Source organism: Polynucleobacter yangtzensis, assembly GCF_027924165.1.
Classification (GTDB): domain Bacteria; phylum Pseudomonadota; class Gammaproteobacteria; order Burkholderiales; family Burkholderiaceae; genus Polynucleobacter; species Polynucleobacter yangtzensis.
Genome location: NZ_AP026973.1, coordinates 590,778 through 609,055 on the forward strand (window position 1 = coordinate 590,778; position 18,278 = coordinate 609,055).

The window sequence follows — 18,278 nt, forward strand, 5'->3', positions numbered from 1 at the left end:
TAGATCGCGCTCATTTTGGAGGTGCTTGAGTAAATTGCGCTTTGCCATAAAGCACAAGCGTAATCACAATGATCGCGATCGAAGCGTATTGCAGTGGTTGATTTAATTCAAGATCCATTTTTTGGGTGAAGTGAGAGTAGGTTGCTACAACACCACCAAGTGCAATGATGTGAGCCCATATCTTTTTGGGGCCCAGTTGACTCTCCGGGAAAAGATTAGCTAACCAAGCTCCAATCATGCCGCACCAAATACCAAATCCTGCTCCCGCCAAAACATCGGTTAGCCAATGTGCTCCAACGGCATTACGGGAAAGTCCCACGAATGCAGCTACAACAAATAAAAGCAGCAGTGGCACCCTTTTTTCTTTAGATGCCGAGAAATAGAAAGCGCTGGCAATGGCAAATGCTGTAAGGGTGTGACCCGAAGGAAAGGCTCTATGAAGCAGTACTTCGCCGATGCGATAAAAACTTCCTTCAGTCAGAATGCCCGCGGGTCTTGGTAGATTGAATATGCCTTTTAATAACGAGCTTGTTACGGCTGCTATAGCGCCAGCAAATATGCCTGCAGTTAAGATTCTTGGTGCTAATAATAAAAGCGGAAAAGCTAAAGCAAAAAGGCCCCAGCCATTACCTAAGAAGGTGAGCCAAGCCCAAAGTGTGTCTGGTAGCTGCTGGGTAAATTGATTGATCAATAGAAAGCTGCTGCTCTGAAGATCGCCAAAGTAGATGATGGCTGCAAGTGCGAGCGGGACTAGCGGGATAAACCAAGCAAACCCAGGTATTGCATTTTTACTCATGCAGCTTAACGAGCCTTTGCCTGATCTGCATCTTGTAATTGCTTAATCACTTTATCTAGAACTTGTGGAACGGTAATGGCTTGCATGCAGACATTGTCATGGCAAGGTGTTTTACGGTGATTAGCGGCGCTCACGCAAGGAGAGCAAGCCAAGTTAGCGGTGATGGCGATGGAATTGCCAACAGAACCATACAGGGCTGGAGTTTCAGGGCCAAAGAGAACAACAGTTCTTAATGGAGTTACCGCTGAAAAATGGCCTGGGCCAGAGTCATTGGTCACCATCACATCAGATAAGGTGTAAAGGGGTGGTAATTCAGCAAAGCTGACCTGCCCAGCAAAGTTCAATGCATTTTTAACGTTTGCTACAGCACGAACTTTCTCTACATAGGCAAACTCAGCAGGCGATCCAGTAATGAGAATCAGATCATCTGGATATTTCTGATGGATGGCTTGAATCAACTCAGAAAAACGCTGCTGTGCCCAACGGCGTTGCGGCAATAGATCACTCGCATTTGGATTAATCAGAATAAGACGATTTTTCCTAGGCGCGTAATGGATGTCGGCTTCTTTAGCGAGCTTCTCAATTCGTTCGCCAACTTTTTCTAAGGCGCTTGGATTGATGATGGCCTGCTCTAGGCGAACCTCTGAATCTGGAATTTCAATCTTGCTAAAAGGAACTTCAATCTTCTGAGCAAAGGCTGCATGGATTAATGACAGAAAATTCTTTGTAATGTGAATGTGTGGGTTGTAATGGACCTTGCGGGTCAACATGAAGCCACGCCACAAGCCTTCGCCATGAAAGATGTGATAACCAACGCGACGGCGTGCGCCACACATGCCAGTTAGCAAAGCTGTGAAGCGTGAAAACAGTTCTAAATCAATAACGGTATCAATACGATGCTTGCGAGCAAGCAATAGAAAGAGCAGGGTGTCCTTAATTAAGCCACCCAAGCTTGATGAATCGATCGTGAAGATATTTTCTGGTTTAACAGTATTGAGCAAAGTGAGGCTGGCACGATTGCTTTTAAAGATGAGGAAAAATATCTCTGCTCCACGCGCCTGTGCATTGCGCATTGCTGGGTCAACTAAAATCGCGCTACCCATTTCTGAGAGTTCAATAAAGAGTAATTTTTTTGGAGTCTCTGGACCGCGATTAAATACATTCTTAATGCCATCAATCAAAGCAATAACAGGACTTACGATTGCACAAAGAGGTACGCCGACCCAATGATCAATGGCGCGCATAGTGTTGACGCTAATAGTCATAGTTTTGCTCTAAAAAATTATTTTCGTTTTAATAAAAAGTAGGCGCCGGGCAGGACTGACAAAACAGTAATTGCTCCATAGCTGATGGAGGCCAGCACTGTTAATGATGGATTCACACCCCATAAGGCCAAGACTGAAGAAAGAGTGGCTTCACGCAATCCCCAGCCAGAGATGCTAATTGGCAACATGAGCAGCAGGCTGAGGGCAGGCAAGCCAATCATGAGGCCTTCAATAGGCGCATCTACTCCATAAGCCTTTAGACAAAATAGCAAGGTCAAAATGGTGAGGAAGTGGATGCCAATTGCTAAGCCTGCTTGCGCAATATTTTTGGGCCATGAAAATGCCAGCTGGATTCCAGGCATCGCATGATTCATATTGAAGCGATTCAGAAATTTTTGTAGTAACTGCTTGCTTGGCCCCCAAGCCAAGATAAGCGCAATTGCTACGCCCACTAATAGCATTACCGCCATGACTGCATAGCCTAAGTCTTGTCCCCATGCTGCAAGAGTAGCGCCACCTAATATCAAGCCAATAGCACCAAGTAAGTTATTACCTGCTAAACCTAAAAGGCGATCGACTAAAACCATTGCAAAACTCAAGCGCAACTTCGGTGTGGCGTGCTCAAGGTCTACTGAATGATGGAGCTCTTCTTCTAACTCTTTAGTTTCAGATAGGTTGCCAGTGTTGGTTAGGTGCGTTGCGGTAATTGCGCGATAGCTATCGCCGCCTAATGTGCTTGGTAATCCTTGATTAATGAGACCACCTGCAAAGTAGAGGCCGATATAGGAGCGGATGCGGCGTGGAAACCCTACTGCCTGCATGAATAATCCCCAGCGATAGCCGCCACAAATAAATGCGCTCATCATGCTGGCTAGCGCAGCTAAAAACCAAAGTGGCTGCATCTGAATTTGGGTGTCAAACAGTGAATGCCAGTCAATTCCACTAGTAGCCTTCCAAAGCAAAGCAATGGACAGAACAACTCGAATGGTTGGCCAAGCTCGCTTGAGAATGGATTTCCACCCCGATTGGGTTTTGAGGGTGGGATTGGCTTGTGAACTCATAAGCGTAAGGATAATGCCTTGGGCGCCTAAGGTCTTGAATTTGAGGGAATTACTCTGAAGTGCCTGGCCCCCGCCAGTTGCTACAAAGGCTAAAGTCAAATTTGGACAAAATTCGACCAAATCGCTCAATTTCAAGACTATCAAGGGGCTGGCATGCCTCAAAGGCGGACTTATTGCCTACCGGCAGAGGGTAGATCATGCTAGACCAGCTAATAAGAAGGATATTTGCGCCAATCGGAATCTCGCCAAACCAGAGGTCAAATTGATCTTGTCTCTGATCTAAAACAAATACCGGGGTAGGTGATGCATACCAAGCAGCGCGACTACCTAGGGTCCAGTTTTGAACAGCGATGCCATTTGCTTTAGTGGCTTTAGAAAGCTCCGCTGCTTTCTGGCCGGCAATTTTCCATCCATATAAATCTGCAATTGGATTGGATTTAATCGAGGCTGTATTGATGCCTCCCGATAAGACATAAGCAAAGCCGATACAACACATTGCAATTTGGATGAAAAACAAAATGCGAATCCAATGGCGATGTTGCATTGCCCATGCTTTTGCTAAACCAATTCCGGCAAAAGGAGCGAGACAGAACCATGCGGGCGAGGTCCAGTGAGGAAGGCCGCCTCCACCCGCTAAGCTGGTAAAAATTACAAAAGGAATAAAAAAGAATCCTAAAAGTGCAACTAGAGAAAGCTTCGCCCCATGCATGCAGTCTTTTATAAAGATTACGCAACCTAATATGAAGAGTGGGCCAAAGACGAGAATCTGAATACCAAGATACGCAGCCAGTCGACGCCAAAGCCATTCGCCGCCGCCCCCATGAGCAAGTTGGTATTTAAATGAAATCCAGTCATTAACCCAATTCCAATAAAGCACGGGTGAGATGAGCAATAGGGCTGTCAATGCTGCTAGCCAGAAACCTACTTTAGTGAACCAAGATTTTCTGGGTGAACTGAGGAATACAAACAACAATGCAAACGCTGTAAATGCGGCGGTGTATTTGCTAAGGCCCGCGAGGCCGAGCAAGATACCAGTCACAATCCAATCACCAATACTGAATTGATCTTTCCTTAGCCAACGAAGTGCCATTAGCATCAGACCAAGGCTTAACGGTGCCAGCAGGGTATCTGGCAATAAACCAATTGCTAGTACATGCAGCATCGGTGCGGCAGTAATAATTAACACTGCTAATAGACCGCATAAATTTGCTGATGGTAGTGCGCTGGTGAGGTAGCCAGCATTACGTCCTTGAATCAGGCGATGAAGCTCAATGGTGACTTGATAAGTCAAATAACAAGAAATGATCCACAATAATTCTGGGATAAAGCGAATAACACCCTCTGAAGATGTCAGGGAAACCAAAGGCCACTGAATCCAACCTACTAAAGGAGGGTGATCGAAATAGCTCCAAGCCAGGTGTTGGGCATACAAAGCGTAGTGAGCCTCATCGACTGAGAACTCAATAGAAAAACCCAGGGCCAAATGCACTACCGCGGCAATAAAGACGCAGATAACGGCCCAGCTTGAGGGTGATTGATGGCGCATGAGATGATTTTAGACTCACATCGAGCAATCTTTGGGACAATTAAGGCATGTGGAAGCGAGCTCCTTTATTTTTTATTCTCAGCACGATCCTTATTTTGGTCGGCTGCGCTGGCTTAGGTGGTGATTCGGTGCAAAACGAAGCCGGTCAACCATTTAATGCTGAACAGCTGCCGGCCCAAGAGGAGCTACCTAAATTCTCTGCCGAGACAGCTCGAAACGGCATGCCAAACGGGTGGAATTTTTATCGCATAGCGCCCTTTAAAAAGAATACGGTGTATCGCCTTGAGAGTTACCAAGGAAAAACAGTGCTGAGTGCAAACTCAAAAACCTCTGCTTCTGGATTAGCTGTAAAGTTGCGTCCTCGTCAGGCATCAAACCTACTACTGCAATGGGAGTGGAAGGCGCTGAACCCAATCGTTAATGCTGACAATGCCGATGGTTATGCTGACGATGCGCCGCTGCGTATTTTGGTTGCATTTGATGGCAATAAGTCCAAGCTACCCTTAAAAGAAAAAATGACTTTTGAGATGGCCAATCTTATTAGCGGTCAAGAGATGCCGTATGCCACGCTGATGTATATCTGGTCTGGAAAATCACCTGTCGATACCATCATTACAAATGCACATACCTCTCGTATCAAAATGATTGTGGTGGATTCTGGTTGGGATAATTTAGGGCAGTGGCATAAGCACCAGCGTGATTTAGCTGCTGACTACAAGCGTGCGTATGGCGAAGCGCCTGGTGAAGTCATTGGCATTGCCTTGCTGACGGATACTGATAACACCAAGTCAGAGACACGAGCGTTTTATGGCGATATTGAATTGATTCGCAAGAATACAAAATAAGTAAAACGTACTAAATGATATTTTTAGTAGTGAGTAGGGCGCCAGCGCTTGAGTAAAAGCGCGTTGCTCAGAACGCAAAAGCTAGACAGTGCCATGGCGCTTCCGGCCAACATCGGCGAGAGATAGCCCAGCGCAGCCAAGGGGATGCCGGTGGCGTTAAAGATAAAGGCCCAGAATAAATTTTGCTGAATTTTTTGCCAGGTTCGCTTGGAGATATCAATCGCATTTGCAACTAATGTGGGGTCGCCTCGCATTAAGGTGATGCCAGCAGCCTGCATTGCAACATCAGTGCCAGTAGACATGGCCATACCAACATCTGCGGTAGCTAAGGCGGGCGCATCGTTGACACCATCGCCTACCATTGCAACAAATTGGCGATGACCATCTTTAGATTGAAGTTTATGAATAATCTCCGCTTTATCGCCTGGCATAATTTGCGCAAATACTTCTTGAATGCCAATATTTCTTGCAACACGATTTGCAGCAGCGATGTTGTCACCAGAAAGCATTACAGCGCGAATATTGAGGTGGCGTAACGAGGTAATTGCCTCTTGAGCATTCTCTTTCAGCTCGTCCCCAAATGAGAATATGGCAATTGGCGAAGGGGTTACTTCATCGCTCATCAAGATTGAAACAGTCTGACCGGCCTCAAAACAAGCCTGAGCCTTTCTTAGTATTTCGGCATGATGGTGGTTGCTCTCTAGGGATGCAATGCTTTGTATAGTAAGGCTCTGCCCAGCAAGAGCGCCAGCGCTAGGTTTACCGCTAATACCAATACCCGGCAATGCTTTGCTATCGGTTGGCGTTATCGGGGTCAAACCATTTTGTTTGGCGGCGTCTAGGAGTGCTTTTGCAAGAGGGTGCTCGCTACCAAGTTGAAGACCTGCAGCTGTTGCCAGAATGTCATTCTCAGAAAATGATCCGCTAAAAGAAATGACTTTCAGTAGTCTTGGTTTGCCAACGGTGAGTGTTCCCGTTTTATCAAACGCAACCACGTTCAAGCGATGCGCCAACTCTAAAACTTGTGGGTCTTTAATTAAAATTCCAAAACGCGCAGCTACCCCGGTTCCTGCCATGATGGCTGCTGGCGTTGCAAGTCCTAGTGCACATGGACAGGCAATCACGAGTACCGATACTGCTCTCAATATAGCAATGGATGCTGAGTCTAAATAAAACCAGTTCGCCAATCCTGTAATGATTGCAATCACGATCACGCTAGGAACAAAAATAGCACTCACCTGATCTACCAATTTTTGTATTGGTGCCTTTTGGGTTTGCGCATCTTCAACCAGGGAGATAATTTTAGAAAGTACGCTCTCAACGCCCACCGCTTGAGCCTCAATGACTAAGACACCTTCGCCATTGAGTGAGCCGCCGATAACTTTTTCTCCAATACGTTTTTTGACTGAATCACTTTCTCCAGTGAGCAGTGATTCATCAATGTGGCTATTGCCAAGTAGAATGATGCCGTCCACCGGAATGCGCTCGCCAGGCATAACCAAGATACGGTCTTTCGGAAATACCTGATCTAAAGGCAGATCACGAAATTGATCTAATGCAGAGGTCTCTGCAATGACAATATCGCATTCAATGACTTTGGCATGCTCTGGCCACAACTTTTGTAATGCACGAATTGCTTCGCTAGTTTGTTGCTTAGCTCTGGCCTCTAGCCATTTGCCTAGTAAAACCATGCAGATAATGACCGCAGATCCTTCAAAGTACAGTTCGTGACTCGCATGTGGTGATGCAATCATTTGGTAAATACTGAGGCCGTATGCTGCGCTTGTGCCGAGTGCCACCAACAAATCCATATTGCCCACACCGGACATGAGAGATTTGAGGCCTGCTCTATAAAAGCGCCAACCTAAGAAAAATTGTACGGGGGTAGCAAGCAGAAGTTGCCACTTTGGAGAAAGTGCCCAATGAATGCCAAAAGGCATGAGGAGCATCGGGAGAAAAAGTGGGGTGGAGAGGGCGAACCCTAGCAATACGCGCCCCAAACCATCTGCACCCCAAAACAGCTTAGAGGGTGCTGTTACTGAAATTTGATGAGGGCTGCTGATTTTTGCTTCATAGCCTGTTTTTTGGACTGTGGCGATAAGGTCGTCCACATTGAGCCCAGAATCTGCTTTTAACCGCACTTTGGCCTGTTCCGTTGCCAAATTCACGCTGGCAGCCTCTACGCCGGGCATTTTATCCAAAGCCTTCTCAACCCTGCCCACACAGGAGGCGCAAGTCATCCCGCCGATATCCAGAGTAAATAGCTCTGATTTAGTGTCTATTTGTGGGTTCATATAGAAGATAATCTACTGCATGCAAGCCGTAATTACATCAAAAAGGCCTATATGTTGACTTTAAAAGTATCTGGGATGACTTGTGGAGGCTGTATTAATGCGGTCACGAGAGCAATTCAGGCTCAGGACCCTCAAGCTAAAGTTCAGGTCGACTTGGCAAGCCAGACTGTCAAACTAGAAACGACATTATCTGAAGCGCAGGCCGGTCAGCTTATAACAGACGCTGGCTTTCCAGTTGCTAAATAGCAATTGTTTAGAATGTCATCAAACCTAACAAAACCCGCAGTTTTTGTTCCTAAAGGATCGTGATTTATGTTCTTCAGTAAGTTAATGCCTCACGATGGTAATTTCTTCGAGCTTTTTAATGAGCACGCTAACAATATCGTCTCCGCCTCCGAATCTTTCTTGAAGTTCGTCGAGCACTACAACGATGAAGTCCTGCGTGCTAAATACACACAAGATGTTGATAAAGCAGAGCATGCTTGCGATGACGTAGTAAAAGAAGTGCATCGTCGTTTGCACAAAACGTTTATTACCCCGATCGACCGCGATCAAATTTTTTCACTCATCAATACGATGGATGACGTAGCCGATTTATTGCAAAACGGTACTGAGGCAATGCATTTATATGATGTAAAGCAAATGACCCCAGAAATGGTGCAAATGGCAGAGCTGTGTAATCAGTGCTGCATCAGTATGAAGAACGCGGTTGCTACGTTAAAAGATATCTCTGATCCAGAGGTCGCCAAAGCCGCTTTGAAGACTTGTGACGAGATAGATCATTTGGAGTCAGGGGCTGATCGCCTTTTATCTACTGCGATTACTCGCTTATTTCGCGAAGATATCGAAGTGCGCGAACTCATTAAGTGCCAGCGTATTTATGAGCTGCTCGAGGAAGTTACCGACAAATGTGAAGACGTTGCCAATTTGGTTGAAGGCATCGTTCTTGAAAACTCTTAAGGCGAATTAAGTTGCCAGCGATAGAAGTAGCTTTTTGGGTTGTAGCGCTTTTAGTAGCGTTAGCGCTTGCATTCGATTTCATGAATGGTTTTCATGATGCCGCCAACTCTATTGCCACTGTAGTTTCCACTGGAGTTTTGAAGCCGCAGCAAGCAGTGGTATTTGCAGCATTCTTTAACTTTCTAGCCATCTTCATTTTTCATTTAAGTGTTGCTGCAACTGTAGGTAAGGGAATTGTTCATCCTGCAGCTGTTGATTTACATGTGATCTTTGGCGCCTTGGTGGGCGCGATTATTTGGAACGTGATTACTTGGTATTACGGTATTCCTTCAAGCTCCTCTCATGCTTTGATCGGTGGTCTAGTTGGCGCTGCATTACCAAAAGCGGGCACAGATGGCTTGGTTTGGTCAGGAATCATTAAAACCGTTTCCTTCATCTTCATTTCACCGTTTGTTGGCTTCTTGCTCGGCTCTTTAATGATGTTGATCGTTGCGTGGATTTGCCGAAATGCAAACTTAGCCAAAACAGATCGCTGGTTCCGTCGTTTGCAATTAGTTTCAGCAAGTGCCTATAGCTTAGGTCACGGTGGTAATGATGCTCAAAAGACTATCGGCATTATTTGGCTTTTACTCATCATCACTGGTTACGCTGAAGCTAGTGCAAAGATGCCACCTACATGGACAATTATTTCTTGTTATATCGCTATTGCAGCGGGCACGATGTTTGGTGGCTGGCGCATTGTTAAAACTATGGGGCAGAAGCTCACTAAGCTTAAGCCAGTGGGTGGTTTCTGTGCCGAAACTGGTGGCGCAATTACTTTATTTGCCGCAACGGCAATTGGCATTCCCGTTTCCACTACCCATACGATTACTGGGGCTATTGTGGGTGTTGGCTCAACTCAAAGGGCTAGTGCAGTTCGCTGGGGGGTTGCCGGAAACATCGTTTGGGCGTGGATCTTCACCATTCCAGCAACTGCGCTCATGTCCATGGCGGTCTATTATCTGAGTCTGCTCATTTTCTAAAGCGCTTTATTGCGGGTGGCTGAGGATTCTTTCAGCAAATATTTGCGGCTACGAGTAAGCTAGCGCTAATTAAGAAAAATACCAAAACCTAGAATCCCATTCTAGGTTTATTCATATTAGGAGAAGGTTGTGTCGGTTACACCAGAGTTAGTCCAGGCAGCACTCAAAGGCTTAGTTGATCCTAATACTAAGATTGATTTCGTTACTGCAAAAAATGTAAAGAATCTCCGCGTAGAAGATGGCGATATTTCTTTAGACATCGTACTAGGCTATCCAGCCAAAAGTCAGTTTGATTCGATTCGCAAATCAGTTATTAACGTCCTACGAGAATTGTCTGGTGTTAAAAATGTCAGCGTCAATATTTCCAGTCAAATTGTTGCGCATGCAGTGCAACGTGGCGTGAAGCTATTGCCGGGTGTAAAAAATATTATTGCAGTTGCTAGCGGTAAGGGCGGCGTTGGAAAATCCACAACAGCAGTTAACTTGGCTTTAGCTCTAGCGGCCGAGGGTGCGCAGGTTGGCATTTTGGACGCAGATATTTACGGCCCAAGTCAGCCAATGATGTTAGGTATTACTGGTAGACCAGACTCTCTTGAAGAGAATACGATTGAGCCAATGGAGGCTTATGGCTTGCAGGCAAGTTCAATTGGCTTTTTGATTGATGATGATGCCCCAATGGTCTGGCGTGGTCCGATGGTAACTTCCGCTCTCGAGCAGTTGCTTCGTCAAACCCGTTGGCGTGATTTGGACTATTTAATTGTGGATATGCCACCAGGTACTGGTGATATTCAATTAACGCTGGCGCAAAAAGTTCCTGTTACCGGCTCAGTGATTGTTACTACACCTCAAGACGTTGCGTTGTTAGATGCTCGCAAAGGTCTGAAGATGTTTGAAAAGGTAGGCGTGCCTATCATTGGCATCATTGAAAATATGAGCACCTATGTTTGTACAAAATGCGGACACGAAGAGCATGTATTCGGTACGGGTGGCGGTCAAAAGATGTGCAAAGAATATGGAGTGGATTTCTTGGGTGATCTACCTTTGAATCTATCTATACGAGAGCAGGCAGACGCAGGGCGTCCTACAGTGGTTGCAGACCCTGATGGTGCAATTAGCGCGATTTATAAAGGCATTGCTAGACAGGTTGCTATCCGTGTTGCTACTCTATCCAAAGATATGAGCAGTAAATTTCCGAACATTGTTGTTCAAAACACTTAAGGCCCTGAACATTTATGCGCTTTGCTGTATTAATGCGTAAACAAAATATAGATAACCCATGGGTTTCTTACCGCTGGGCGCCTCAAGAAGTGGTGCCTGATTTAGGGCAATTTAATAGTAAACAAAGCAATGCTATTTCTGGTCAGTTTCTTGGGCGCGATGCCGAGGGAGAGTCTTGGTTATTTACTGGCTACGAACTTGATCTTTTCCCTGATGAGGCTGAGGGTTACTACCTCAACGTTTCTGCCACGACCCCAAGCTGGTTTGTAATGTGGCGTCTTGAGGAAGATATTGAGCGCTATGTTGACGAGCAATCACTTGAATTAGCAAAGGCGGAATCATCATTCGCAGTTCCACATCGTATTTGCGTTAGTTATAACGAAGCCGCTCGCTTGCTTGATGGTGGAGAGTCAGTTGATACGGTTCCCATGAGTGAGCAACATGCATCTTGGTTACAAGAGTATGTAAATGAAAAATATCATCCAGAGCCTAAAAAGCGTCATAAGCCTGCATCATTTAAGGGTGCACAACGCCCTGCGGAGGAATAATGGCTGATGGGTTTCTCGGTCGTTGGTCTAAGCGCAAGGCGGGTTTAGAGGCGGATCCTGTAGAGAACAAAACTGAGGCGCCCAAAGAGGCGACTCCAGTGGCTTCTGTTGAGCAAGCTGCAGAGGAGACCCCGCCGTTACCTACGTTAGACGATGTTGCAAAGATCGATCGCTTTGACCCCGATTTTTCTGCCTTTATGAAGCCGGATGTCGATCCTACTGTTCAACAGGCTGCTTTAAAGAAAATGTTCACAGACCCCCATTTCAACATCATGGATGGGCTGGATATCTACATTGACGATTACAGCAAGCCAGACCCTCTGCCGCCAGGAATGCTTGAAAGAATGGTGCAGAGCGATATGCTGAATCTTTTCAGCAAGACTGCTGATGACTCTGCTAAAGAGGTAACCACAGATTCTCGACAAACCGAGATTCAGGCCTCTAATCCTGAGTTGGAGGCTGGCGCTTTGGATGCACAAAAGCAAAGTGATTTAACATCCAAACAACCAAATCTCTCCGCCCAGTTGGACGAGGTCCCTAAAGATGCTTCGACTGAGCCTGAACAGAAAAAAACTTAAGAAGATAGCGCATGAGTCAAAAATTAGTCTGTAACTGTAATAGCACCATGCCTTTGGATGCAAAAGCACTCGGCGTGCCGATGCACACTTCTTTGTGTAGGCAAGAGGTCGGATCCTTTTTGAAGGCTCTGGAGGGCTCAGATTCTGTAGTGGTGGCGTGTACACAAGAGGCTGCGCTATTTGGTGAGTTAGCGGATCAGGCTGAGAAACCTCTCGTTGCCCCATTACGTTTTGTAAATATCCGTGAAGTTGCAGGATGGACGCAAGAAGCAAAAACATCGGGACCCAAGATTGCTGCGCTGCTAGCTTTAGCTGATATGCCTGAGGCTGATCCAGTTCCAGTGGTGAATTATGAAAGCCAGGGCAGGTTGTTGATTATTGGTGCAGGATCTCAAGCAATTCCATGGGCAGAAAAATTAAGCTCTGCTTTGGATGTATCCGTTCTATGTACTGAGCCTGGCGATTTGCCACTCAATAGAAGCTACCCGATCTACACCGGCGCTGTTACAAAGCTGGACGGATATCTCGGTAACTTTTCGGTGGACTGGGATCTGCAAAATCCAATTGATCCAGAGATGTGTACCCGCTGTGGTGCTTGCGTTGAGGTTTGTCCTGAGGGCGCTATTGACCTCTCCTTCCAGATTAATTTGAACAAATGTAAATCTCATCGCGACTGCGTTACTGCCTGTGCTGGTATTGGCGCTATCTCATTTGATCGAAAAGAACGCGGACGCAATTCTGAATTCGATTTGATTTTGGATTTACGTACTGATCCAAAAATGCGTATGAGTCAGACTCCGCAGGGTTATTTTGCTCCCGGCAATGATCCTCTCGATCAAGCGCTCGCAGTTAATCAATTAACCGAGATGGTGGGTGAGTTTGAAAAGCCCAAATACTTTACTTATAACGAAAAGATTTGCGCGCATGGTCGCAACGGCAAAGTCGGTTGTAGTGCTTGTATTGATGTTTGCTCAACCGGCGCTATTGGTTCCATCTTTAAAAATGGTCAGGGTTCTGTAGAGGTAAATCCAAATCTATGTATGGGCTGTGGCGCTTGTGCTACCTCCTGCCCATCTGGTGCCATGAGCTACAACTATCCAAGCGTTGCTCACCAGGGTAAAGAGTTAAAAACAGTAGCGAATGTATTTACAGCTGAAGCTAAAAAGATCAACCAAGCTATGGCACCTAGTTTGCTATTGCACACTCTAAAAGCTGGTACTCAAATGATTGATGGCTTGGGTAGATCCTCGCACATCATGCCAAAGCAGTTTGAAGGCCTTCCAGCATTTGTTATCCCTTATGGTATTGAGCACATTGCCTCGACTGGTTTGGACTTGTGGCTAGGTGCGTTGTCCTATGGTTTTGCTGAAGTCATTTTGTTGCTAAGCGGGGATGAAGATCCGGCATACCGAGCTACTCTCGAAGAGCAGGCAGGATTAGCGAATAGTATTCTCAAAGCATATGGATTTGATGAGCGAATTCATTTGATATTGGCAAGCTCCACCGATGATTTATCAACGGTATCGAAGGCAATGGGTGCATTGCGTCAACGCGGCTCACTAAATTCAATTTGCACTCCCACAAGCATGGGCTTGTCGAATCAGAAGCGAGAAACGCTCGAAGCAGTTCTGGAGCACTTACAAAAGCAAGCTAAAACACCTTTGCCTGAAGTGGGTGTTGCACTTCCATCATCCTCATTGTTAGGCGGACTGACGATCAACAAAGATGCTTGTACCTTGTGTATGTCTTGCGTAAGCAGTTGCCCTGAAGGCGTACTTTTAGATAATCCTGATGAGCCCATCCTTTCCTTTATTGAAAAGCAGTGCGTTCAATGCGGAATTTGTGCGCAAACCTGCCCAGAGCATGCATTAACTCTTGCCCCTCGTTTGCGGACTGTAGAGCAGCGTAAGCAAAAGGTAACTCTGAATGAAACTCAACCCTTTCATTGCATTAGTTGCGGCAAAGTTTTCGGAACGCTCAAGATGGTTGATTTGATGCTGACAAAGTTAGGTACACACGGGGCATTTGCTGGAGCGGCAATGGATCGATTAAAGATGTGTAGTGATTGTCGAGTGGTAGATATGGTGAAAAAAGAACATGAGTGAAACAGCTAAAGAAGCAGTAAAAGAAAATATGACGGCTGAGGTAGGGGATGTTGGTTTACCGGAGGATCTGGCAAGAGCAGATTTGTATGGCTTGATTGCCCGCCTGTTTCAGTTGCCGCCAGATCAAGAGCTCTTAGATCAAATCGCTGCTACGGCTGATCAACATGACGCTACTGACGAGGCTCCATTGGCAAAGGTTTGGATGGATGTTGTTGAGGTTGCCAAAAACAATCCTGCTAAAGCTTGGCACGAGGAGTTCGACTTGAATTTCATTAGCATTGGCAAGCCTAATGTGGTCTTGAACGGCTCTTTTTATATGGCTGGCCACTTAAATGAGAAGCCTTTGGTCAACATCCGCAGGGCTTTGCAGGAGTTTGGGCTGGAAGCTGCGGAAGAAATTACCGAAACAGAAGACCATATTTCAGCTCTTTGCGAAGTCATGCGATACCTCATAGCCGGGGATGATGTGGAAATCTCCAACCTTACAAATCAAAGGGTTTTTTTCAATGAACATATTCGCCCCTGGTATGACGAGTTATGCGATGCAATAGAGGGCATTCCGGAGATGCATTTGTACCGCCCAGTTGCCGCGCTGACCAGAGAATTCCTGGCTATTGAGGGACAAAGTTTTGACATGATTTAATGCTGCACCGCAATACAGGGTAAGCCTTATACGTATTTCGATATGACGATATGCGAAAAATGCAATTACCAATTACACTTGATCAAAATCAATAAAAACTAATTAGGAGCAAGCCATGAGCACTAAAACAAATGTTGCTTTAAGCGAAGAAAACAAACCATCACGCCGTAAATTTTTTATTGGCGCAGGTGCCACTGTTGGCGCTGTTGCGGTGGCTTCTCAAACTTCAGTTGGTAAAGCGGTGATGCAAGAAATTGGCAGCACAGTGAAGCCAAATCATGATGGGCAGCAAATTACTGCGCATATGCGTAAGTACTACGAAACTACAAAGCTTTAAGTATTAGATCTTGTTGGTTATTCAATAAATAAAAAAACTTTCTCAGGGACACCATATGAGTCTGACTCGTAAATCAAATACCCCACAAAGCAGCCGCTCTTCATCTCATTTGATAGGCAGCCTATCTCGCGGATTGAAAGCAGCGGTTCCAACAATGGACCGTCGAACTTTCTTGAAGCGCTCAGGCGTTGGCGTTGGGGCTGGTATCGCCGCTAGCCAATTGAGCTTTGTGCAAAAAGCATCTGCAGAGCAAAATAAAGCAATGCTCGACGGCAAAGGTAAAATTGAAGTGAAGCGCACCATTTGCACTCACTGTTCAGTAGGTTGCGCTACAGACGCTACAGTTGAGAATGGTGTGTGGGTTCGTCAGGACTCCGTATTTGATTCACCAATCAATATGGGCGCTTATTGCGCCAAAGGTGCTTCATTGCGCGAGCATGGTCATGGTGACTATCGTTTGCGTTATCCAATGAAGTTGGTTGACGGTAAGTACCAACGCATTTCTTGGGATCAAGCTCTAACCGAAATTACTGCTCAGATGAAGAACATTCGTGAGAAATATTCTCCGGATGCAATGTTCTTTATCGGTTCATCAAAGCACAACAACGAACAGGCCTACTTACTCCGTAAGTGGGTCTCTTTCTTTGGCACAAACAATACAGACCATCAGGCTCGTATCTGTCACTCCACAACAGTTGCCGGTGTTGCAAACACCTGGGGCTATGGTGCGATGACAAATAGCTACAACGACATGATGAATGCCAAAGCTGCTTTGTACATTGGTTCAAATGCTGCTGAGGCGCACCCAGTTTCTATGTTGAGCTTGTTGCACGCAAAAGAGAATGGTTGCAAAGTGATCGTGGTTGATCCGCGTTACACCCGTACAGCGGCGAAGTCAGATCAATACATCCGTATTCGCTCTGGTACAGACATTCCATTCTTGTTTGGTCTTCTGTATCACATCTTCAAAAACGGCTGGGAAGATAAGAAGTACATCAATGACCGTGTTTATGGCATGGATGAGATCCGTAAAGAAGTTATGGAGAAGTGGACTCCAGCTGCTGTTGAAGAGGCTTGCGGCGTACCTGAAGCCCAAATGTACAAAGCTGCTGAAACTATGGCTAAGAATCGTCCAAGCACCGTTGTATGGTGTATGGGTCAAACACAGCACACCATTGGTAATTCGATGGTTCGCGCATCCTGCATCTTGCAGTTGGCATTAGGTAACGTTGGTAAATCTGGTGGCGGTACAAATATTTTCCGCGGTCACGATAACGTTCAAGGTGCAACTGACGTAGGTCCTAACCCAGACTCATTGCCTGGCTACTATGGCTTGGCGGCTGGTTCATGGAAACACTACGCAACAGTTTGGGGTGTTGACTACGAATGGATCAAAGGTCGTTATGCACCGGACATGATGGAGAAGTCTGGCACTACCGTTTCTCGTTGGGTTGATGCCGTTCTAGAAAATAACGACATGATCGATCAGCAGACTAACGTTAAAGGTTTGTTCTTCTGGGGTCATGCACCTAACTCACAAACACGCGGCTTAGATATGAAGCGCGCGATGAATAAGTTAGATTTATTGGTTGTAGTTGATCCATACCCAAGTGCGACTGCGGCGATGGCAGCAATGCCTCCAGCAGAAGGTGATGTTGTTAATAAAAACCGTAATGTGTATTTATTGCCAGCCACGACTCAGTTCGAAACCTGCGGTAGCGCGACAGCTTCTAATCGTTCCTTACAGTGGCGCGAAAAAGTTATAGACCCATTGTTCGAGTCAGTTCCAGATCACGTGATCATGCAAGCATTTGCTGATCGCCTTGGCTTTGGTCAAGAGTTATCTAAGAACTACAAAATGCTCAACTCTAAATTTGCTGGTAAGCAATGGAAAGAGCCGCAGATCGAAGATATCTTGCGTGAAATCAATCGTTCCGTTTGGACTATTGGTTACACAGGCCAAACTCCTGAGCGTCTCAAAGCGCATATGAGAATGGTTGCAACGTTTGATCCAAAGACTCTGAAATCACGTGGTGGTGTAGACCCAGTAACTGGTTACGACACTACTGGTGATTACTATGGCTTGCCTTGGCCTTGCTACGGCACTGCTGCAATTAAACACCCAGGTTCACCAAATCTTTATGACACCAGTAAGAGTGTGATGGAAGGTGGCGGCAACTTCCGAGCCAACTTCGGTGTTGAGCGTGAGGGTGTGAGCTTGTTGGCTGGCGATGGCTCCTGTTCTAAGGGTTCTGCGATTACTACTGGCTACCCAGAGTTTGATCACGTGTTCGTGAAGAAACTTGGTTGGTGGGATCAGTTAACTGAAGAAGAGAAAAAGCTTGCTGAAGGTAAGAACTGGAAGACTGACTTGTCTGGCGGTATTCAGCGTGTTGTGATGAAAAACGGTTGCCATCCATTTGGTAATGCAAAAGCACGTGCAGTAGTTTGGAACTTCCCGGATGCAATTCCAATTCACCGCGAAGCGCTCTACAGCACTAACGAGAAGATGATGCGCAAGTATCCAACTTCTGCAGATAAGAAGAATTTCTGGCGCTTGCCAACTCTCTATAAGACTGTTCAAGATCAAAACTTGAATCAGAAGTTATACGAGAAGTTCCCAATCATTCTGACTTCTGGTCGTTTGGTTGAGTACGAGGGCGGTGGTGATGAGACTCGTTCAAACCCATGGTTGGCTGAACTTCAACAAGAAAACTTTGTGGAGATCAATCCTAAGGCTGCAGCAGATCGCGGCATTAAAAACTGGGATTACGTATGGGTTAAGTCTCCAACGGGTGCCAAGATCAAGGTTCGCGCATTAGTTACTGAGCGCGTTGATCAAGGAACTGCATTCGTGCCATTCCACTTTGCTGGTTGGTGGCAGGGCAATGACCTGCGTAAGTACTACCCAGAAGGCGCAGCTCCAGTGGTTCTTGGTGAGGCGGTCAATACTGCAACAACCTATGGTTACGACCAGGTGACGATGATGCAAGAGACCAAAACCACTATGTGCCAAATCGAAAAATTTGCCTAAGTTAAAAAATAAAGTCAGGAGAACAC

16 protein-coding genes are annotated in these 18,278 nt (G+C 46.0%); 11 read left to right on the forward strand and 5 right to left on the reverse strand.

The window, feature by feature from the left end:
* Positions 1-10: 10 nt before the first annotated feature.
* From QMF28_RS03125 to QMF28_RS03140, 4 genes are read right to left on the reverse strand one after another with little or no spacing between them, the layout of a single operon-like run.
* On the reverse strand, positions 11-796 hold the full coding sequence (locus tag QMF28_RS03125) for a phosphatase PAP2 family protein (protein ID WP_281743223.1): 786 nt from the start codon (positions 794-796) through the stop codon (positions 11-13).
* Between the two features lie 5 nt (positions 797-801).
* Positions 802-2,061, reverse strand: a complete 1,260-nt coding sequence (locus QMF28_RS03130; protein ID WP_281743224.1) for a glycosyltransferase family 9 protein — start codon at positions 2,059-2,061, stop codon at positions 802-804.
* Positions 2,062-2,078: 17 nt separating this feature from the next.
* Positions 2,079-3,122: a lysylphosphatidylglycerol synthase transmembrane domain-containing protein gene (locus tag QMF28_RS03135; RefSeq protein WP_281743225.1), complete on the reverse strand. Its 1,044-nt coding sequence runs from the start codon at positions 3,120-3,122 to the stop codon at positions 2,079-2,081.
* A gap of 49 nt (positions 3,123-3,171) precedes the next feature.
* Positions 3,172-4,668: a glycosyltransferase family 39 protein gene (locus tag QMF28_RS03140; RefSeq protein ID WP_281743226.1), complete on the reverse strand. Its 1,497-nt coding sequence runs from the start codon at positions 4,666-4,668 to the stop codon at positions 3,172-3,174.
* A gap of 47 nt (positions 4,669-4,715) precedes the next feature.
* Between QMF28_RS03140 and QMF28_RS03145 the strand changes: the two genes are divergently transcribed.
* On the forward strand, positions 4,716-5,513 hold the full coding sequence (locus tag QMF28_RS03145; protein WP_281743227.1) for a DUF3047 domain-containing protein: 798 nt from the start codon (positions 4,716-4,718) through the stop codon (positions 5,511-5,513).
* 23 nt (positions 5,514-5,536) lie between these two features.
* Here QMF28_RS03145 and QMF28_RS03150 read toward each other — a convergent pair whose 3' ends face one another.
* Positions 5,537-7,807, reverse strand: coding sequence for a heavy metal translocating P-type ATPase (locus QMF28_RS03150; protein ID WP_281743228.1), 2,271 nt, complete (start codon positions 7,805-7,807; stop codon positions 5,537-5,539).
* A gap of 51 nt (positions 7,808-7,858) precedes the next feature.
* On the opposite strand from QMF28_RS03150, the gene QMF28_RS03155 reads away from it, so the two are divergent.
* The 10 genes from QMF28_RS03155 (at position 7,859) to QMF28_RS03200 (ending at position 18,252) form a co-directional block, all read left to right on the forward strand.
* On the forward strand, positions 7,859-8,053 hold the full coding sequence (locus QMF28_RS03155; protein WP_068321772.1) for a heavy-metal-associated domain-containing protein: 195 nt from the start codon (positions 7,859-7,861) through the stop codon (positions 8,051-8,053).
* 66 nt (positions 8,054-8,119) lie between these two features.
* Complete coding sequence (locus QMF28_RS03160; protein ID WP_281743229.1) at positions 8,120-8,767, forward strand: DUF47 domain-containing protein; 648 nt, start codon at positions 8,120-8,122, stop codon at positions 8,765-8,767.
* An 80-nt stretch (positions 8,768-8,847) separates the two neighbouring features.
* Entirely contained in the window at positions 8,848-9,789 is a 942-nt protein-coding gene (locus QMF28_RS03165; protein ID WP_420865687.1) for an inorganic phosphate transporter, read from the forward strand.
* A 129-nt stretch (positions 9,790-9,918) separates the two neighbouring features.
* The gene (gene apbC / locus QMF28_RS03170; protein WP_281743230.1) at positions 9,919-11,007 is read left to right on the forward strand and encodes an iron-sulfur cluster carrier protein ApbC; all 1,089 of its coding nucleotides are present in this window, start codon (positions 9,919-9,921) and stop codon (positions 11,005-11,007) included.
* 32 nt (positions 11,008-11,039) lie between these two features.
* Positions 11,040-11,555: a DUF3305 domain-containing protein gene (locus QMF28_RS03175; RefSeq protein ID WP_240480894.1), complete on the forward strand. Its 516-nt coding sequence runs from the start codon at positions 11,040-11,042 to the stop codon at positions 11,553-11,555.
* Entirely contained in the window at positions 11,555-12,133 is a 579-nt protein-coding gene (locus QMF28_RS03180; protein ID WP_281743231.1) for a DUF3306 domain-containing protein, read from the forward strand. The genes QMF28_RS03175 and QMF28_RS03180 overlap by 1 nt, the downstream gene beginning before the upstream one ends.
* A gap of 11 nt (positions 12,134-12,144) precedes the next feature.
* On the forward strand, positions 12,145-14,238 hold the full coding sequence (locus QMF28_RS03185; protein WP_281743232.1) for a 4Fe-4S binding protein: 2,094 nt from the start codon (positions 12,145-12,147) through the stop codon (positions 14,236-14,238).
* Positions 14,231-14,881 (forward strand): TorD/DmsD family molecular chaperone, encoded by a 651-nt coding sequence (locus tag QMF28_RS03190; RefSeq protein ID WP_281743233.1) that lies wholly within the window; start codon positions 14,231-14,233, stop codon positions 14,879-14,881. Before QMF28_RS03185 ends, QMF28_RS03190 begins: the two co-directional genes overlap by 8 nt.
* 115 nt (positions 14,882-14,996) lie before the next feature.
* Positions 14,997-15,218: a hypothetical protein gene (locus QMF28_RS03195; RefSeq protein ID WP_068321747.1), complete on the forward strand. Its 222-nt coding sequence runs from the start codon at positions 14,997-14,999 to the stop codon at positions 15,216-15,218.
* Between the two features lie 55 nt (positions 15,219-15,273).
* Positions 15,274-18,252, forward strand: a complete 2,979-nt coding sequence (locus QMF28_RS03200; protein ID WP_281743234.1) for a formate dehydrogenase subunit alpha — start codon at positions 15,274-15,276, stop codon at positions 18,250-18,252.
* Positions 18,253-18,278 lie beyond the last annotated feature (26 nt).

Excerpts from the sequence above, each read along its gene's own strand:
- QMF28_RS03125 (WP_281743223.1), bottom strand. The coding sequence starts at position 796 with ATGAGTAAAAATGCAATACCTGGGTTTGCTTGGTTTATCCCGCTAGTC.
- QMF28_RS03130 (WP_281743224.1), bottom strand. The coding sequence starts at position 2,061 with ATGACTATTAGCGTCAACACTATGCGCGCCATTGATCATTGGGTCGGC.
- QMF28_RS03135 (WP_281743225.1), bottom strand. The coding sequence starts at position 3,122 with ATGAGTTCACAAGCCAATCCCACCCTCAAAACCCAATCGGGGTGGAAA.
- QMF28_RS03140 (WP_281743226.1), bottom strand. The coding sequence starts at position 4,668 with ATGCGCCATCAATCACCCTCAAGCTGGGCCGTTATCTGCGTCTTTATT.
- QMF28_RS03145 (WP_281743227.1), top strand. The coding sequence starts at position 4,716 with ATGTGGAAGCGAGCTCCTTTATTTTTTATTCTCAGCACGATCCTTATT.
- QMF28_RS03150 (WP_281743228.1), bottom strand. The coding sequence starts at position 7,807 with ATGAACCCACAAATAGACACTAAATCAGAGCTATTTACTCTGGATATC.
- QMF28_RS03155 (WP_068321772.1), top strand. The coding sequence starts at position 7,859 with ATGTTGACTTTAAAAGTATCTGGGATGACTTGTGGAGGCTGTATTAAT.
- QMF28_RS03160 (WP_281743229.1), top strand. The coding sequence starts at position 8,120 with ATGTTCTTCAGTAAGTTAATGCCTCACGATGGTAATTTCTTCGAGCTT.
- QMF28_RS03165 (WP_420865687.1), top strand. The coding sequence starts at position 8,848 with ATGAATGGTTTTCATGATGCCGCCAACTCTATTGCCACTGTAGTTTCC.
- QMF28_RS03175 (WP_240480894.1), top strand. The coding sequence starts at position 11,040 with ATGCGTAAACAAAATATAGATAACCCATGGGTTTCTTACCGCTGGGCG.
- QMF28_RS03180 (WP_281743231.1), top strand. The coding sequence starts at position 11,555 with ATGGCTGATGGGTTTCTCGGTCGTTGGTCTAAGCGCAAGGCGGGTTTA.
- QMF28_RS03185 (WP_281743232.1), top strand. The coding sequence starts at position 12,145 with ATGAGTCAAAAATTAGTCTGTAACTGTAATAGCACCATGCCTTTGGAT.
- QMF28_RS03190 (WP_281743233.1), top strand. The coding sequence starts at position 14,231 with ATGAGTGAAACAGCTAAAGAAGCAGTAAAAGAAAATATGACGGCTGAG.
- QMF28_RS03195 (WP_068321747.1), top strand. The coding sequence starts at position 14,997 with ATGAGCACTAAAACAAATGTTGCTTTAAGCGAAGAAAACAAACCATCA.
- QMF28_RS03200 (WP_281743234.1), top strand. The coding sequence starts at position 15,274 with ATGAGTCTGACTCGTAAATCAAATACCCCACAAAGCAGCCGCTCTTCA.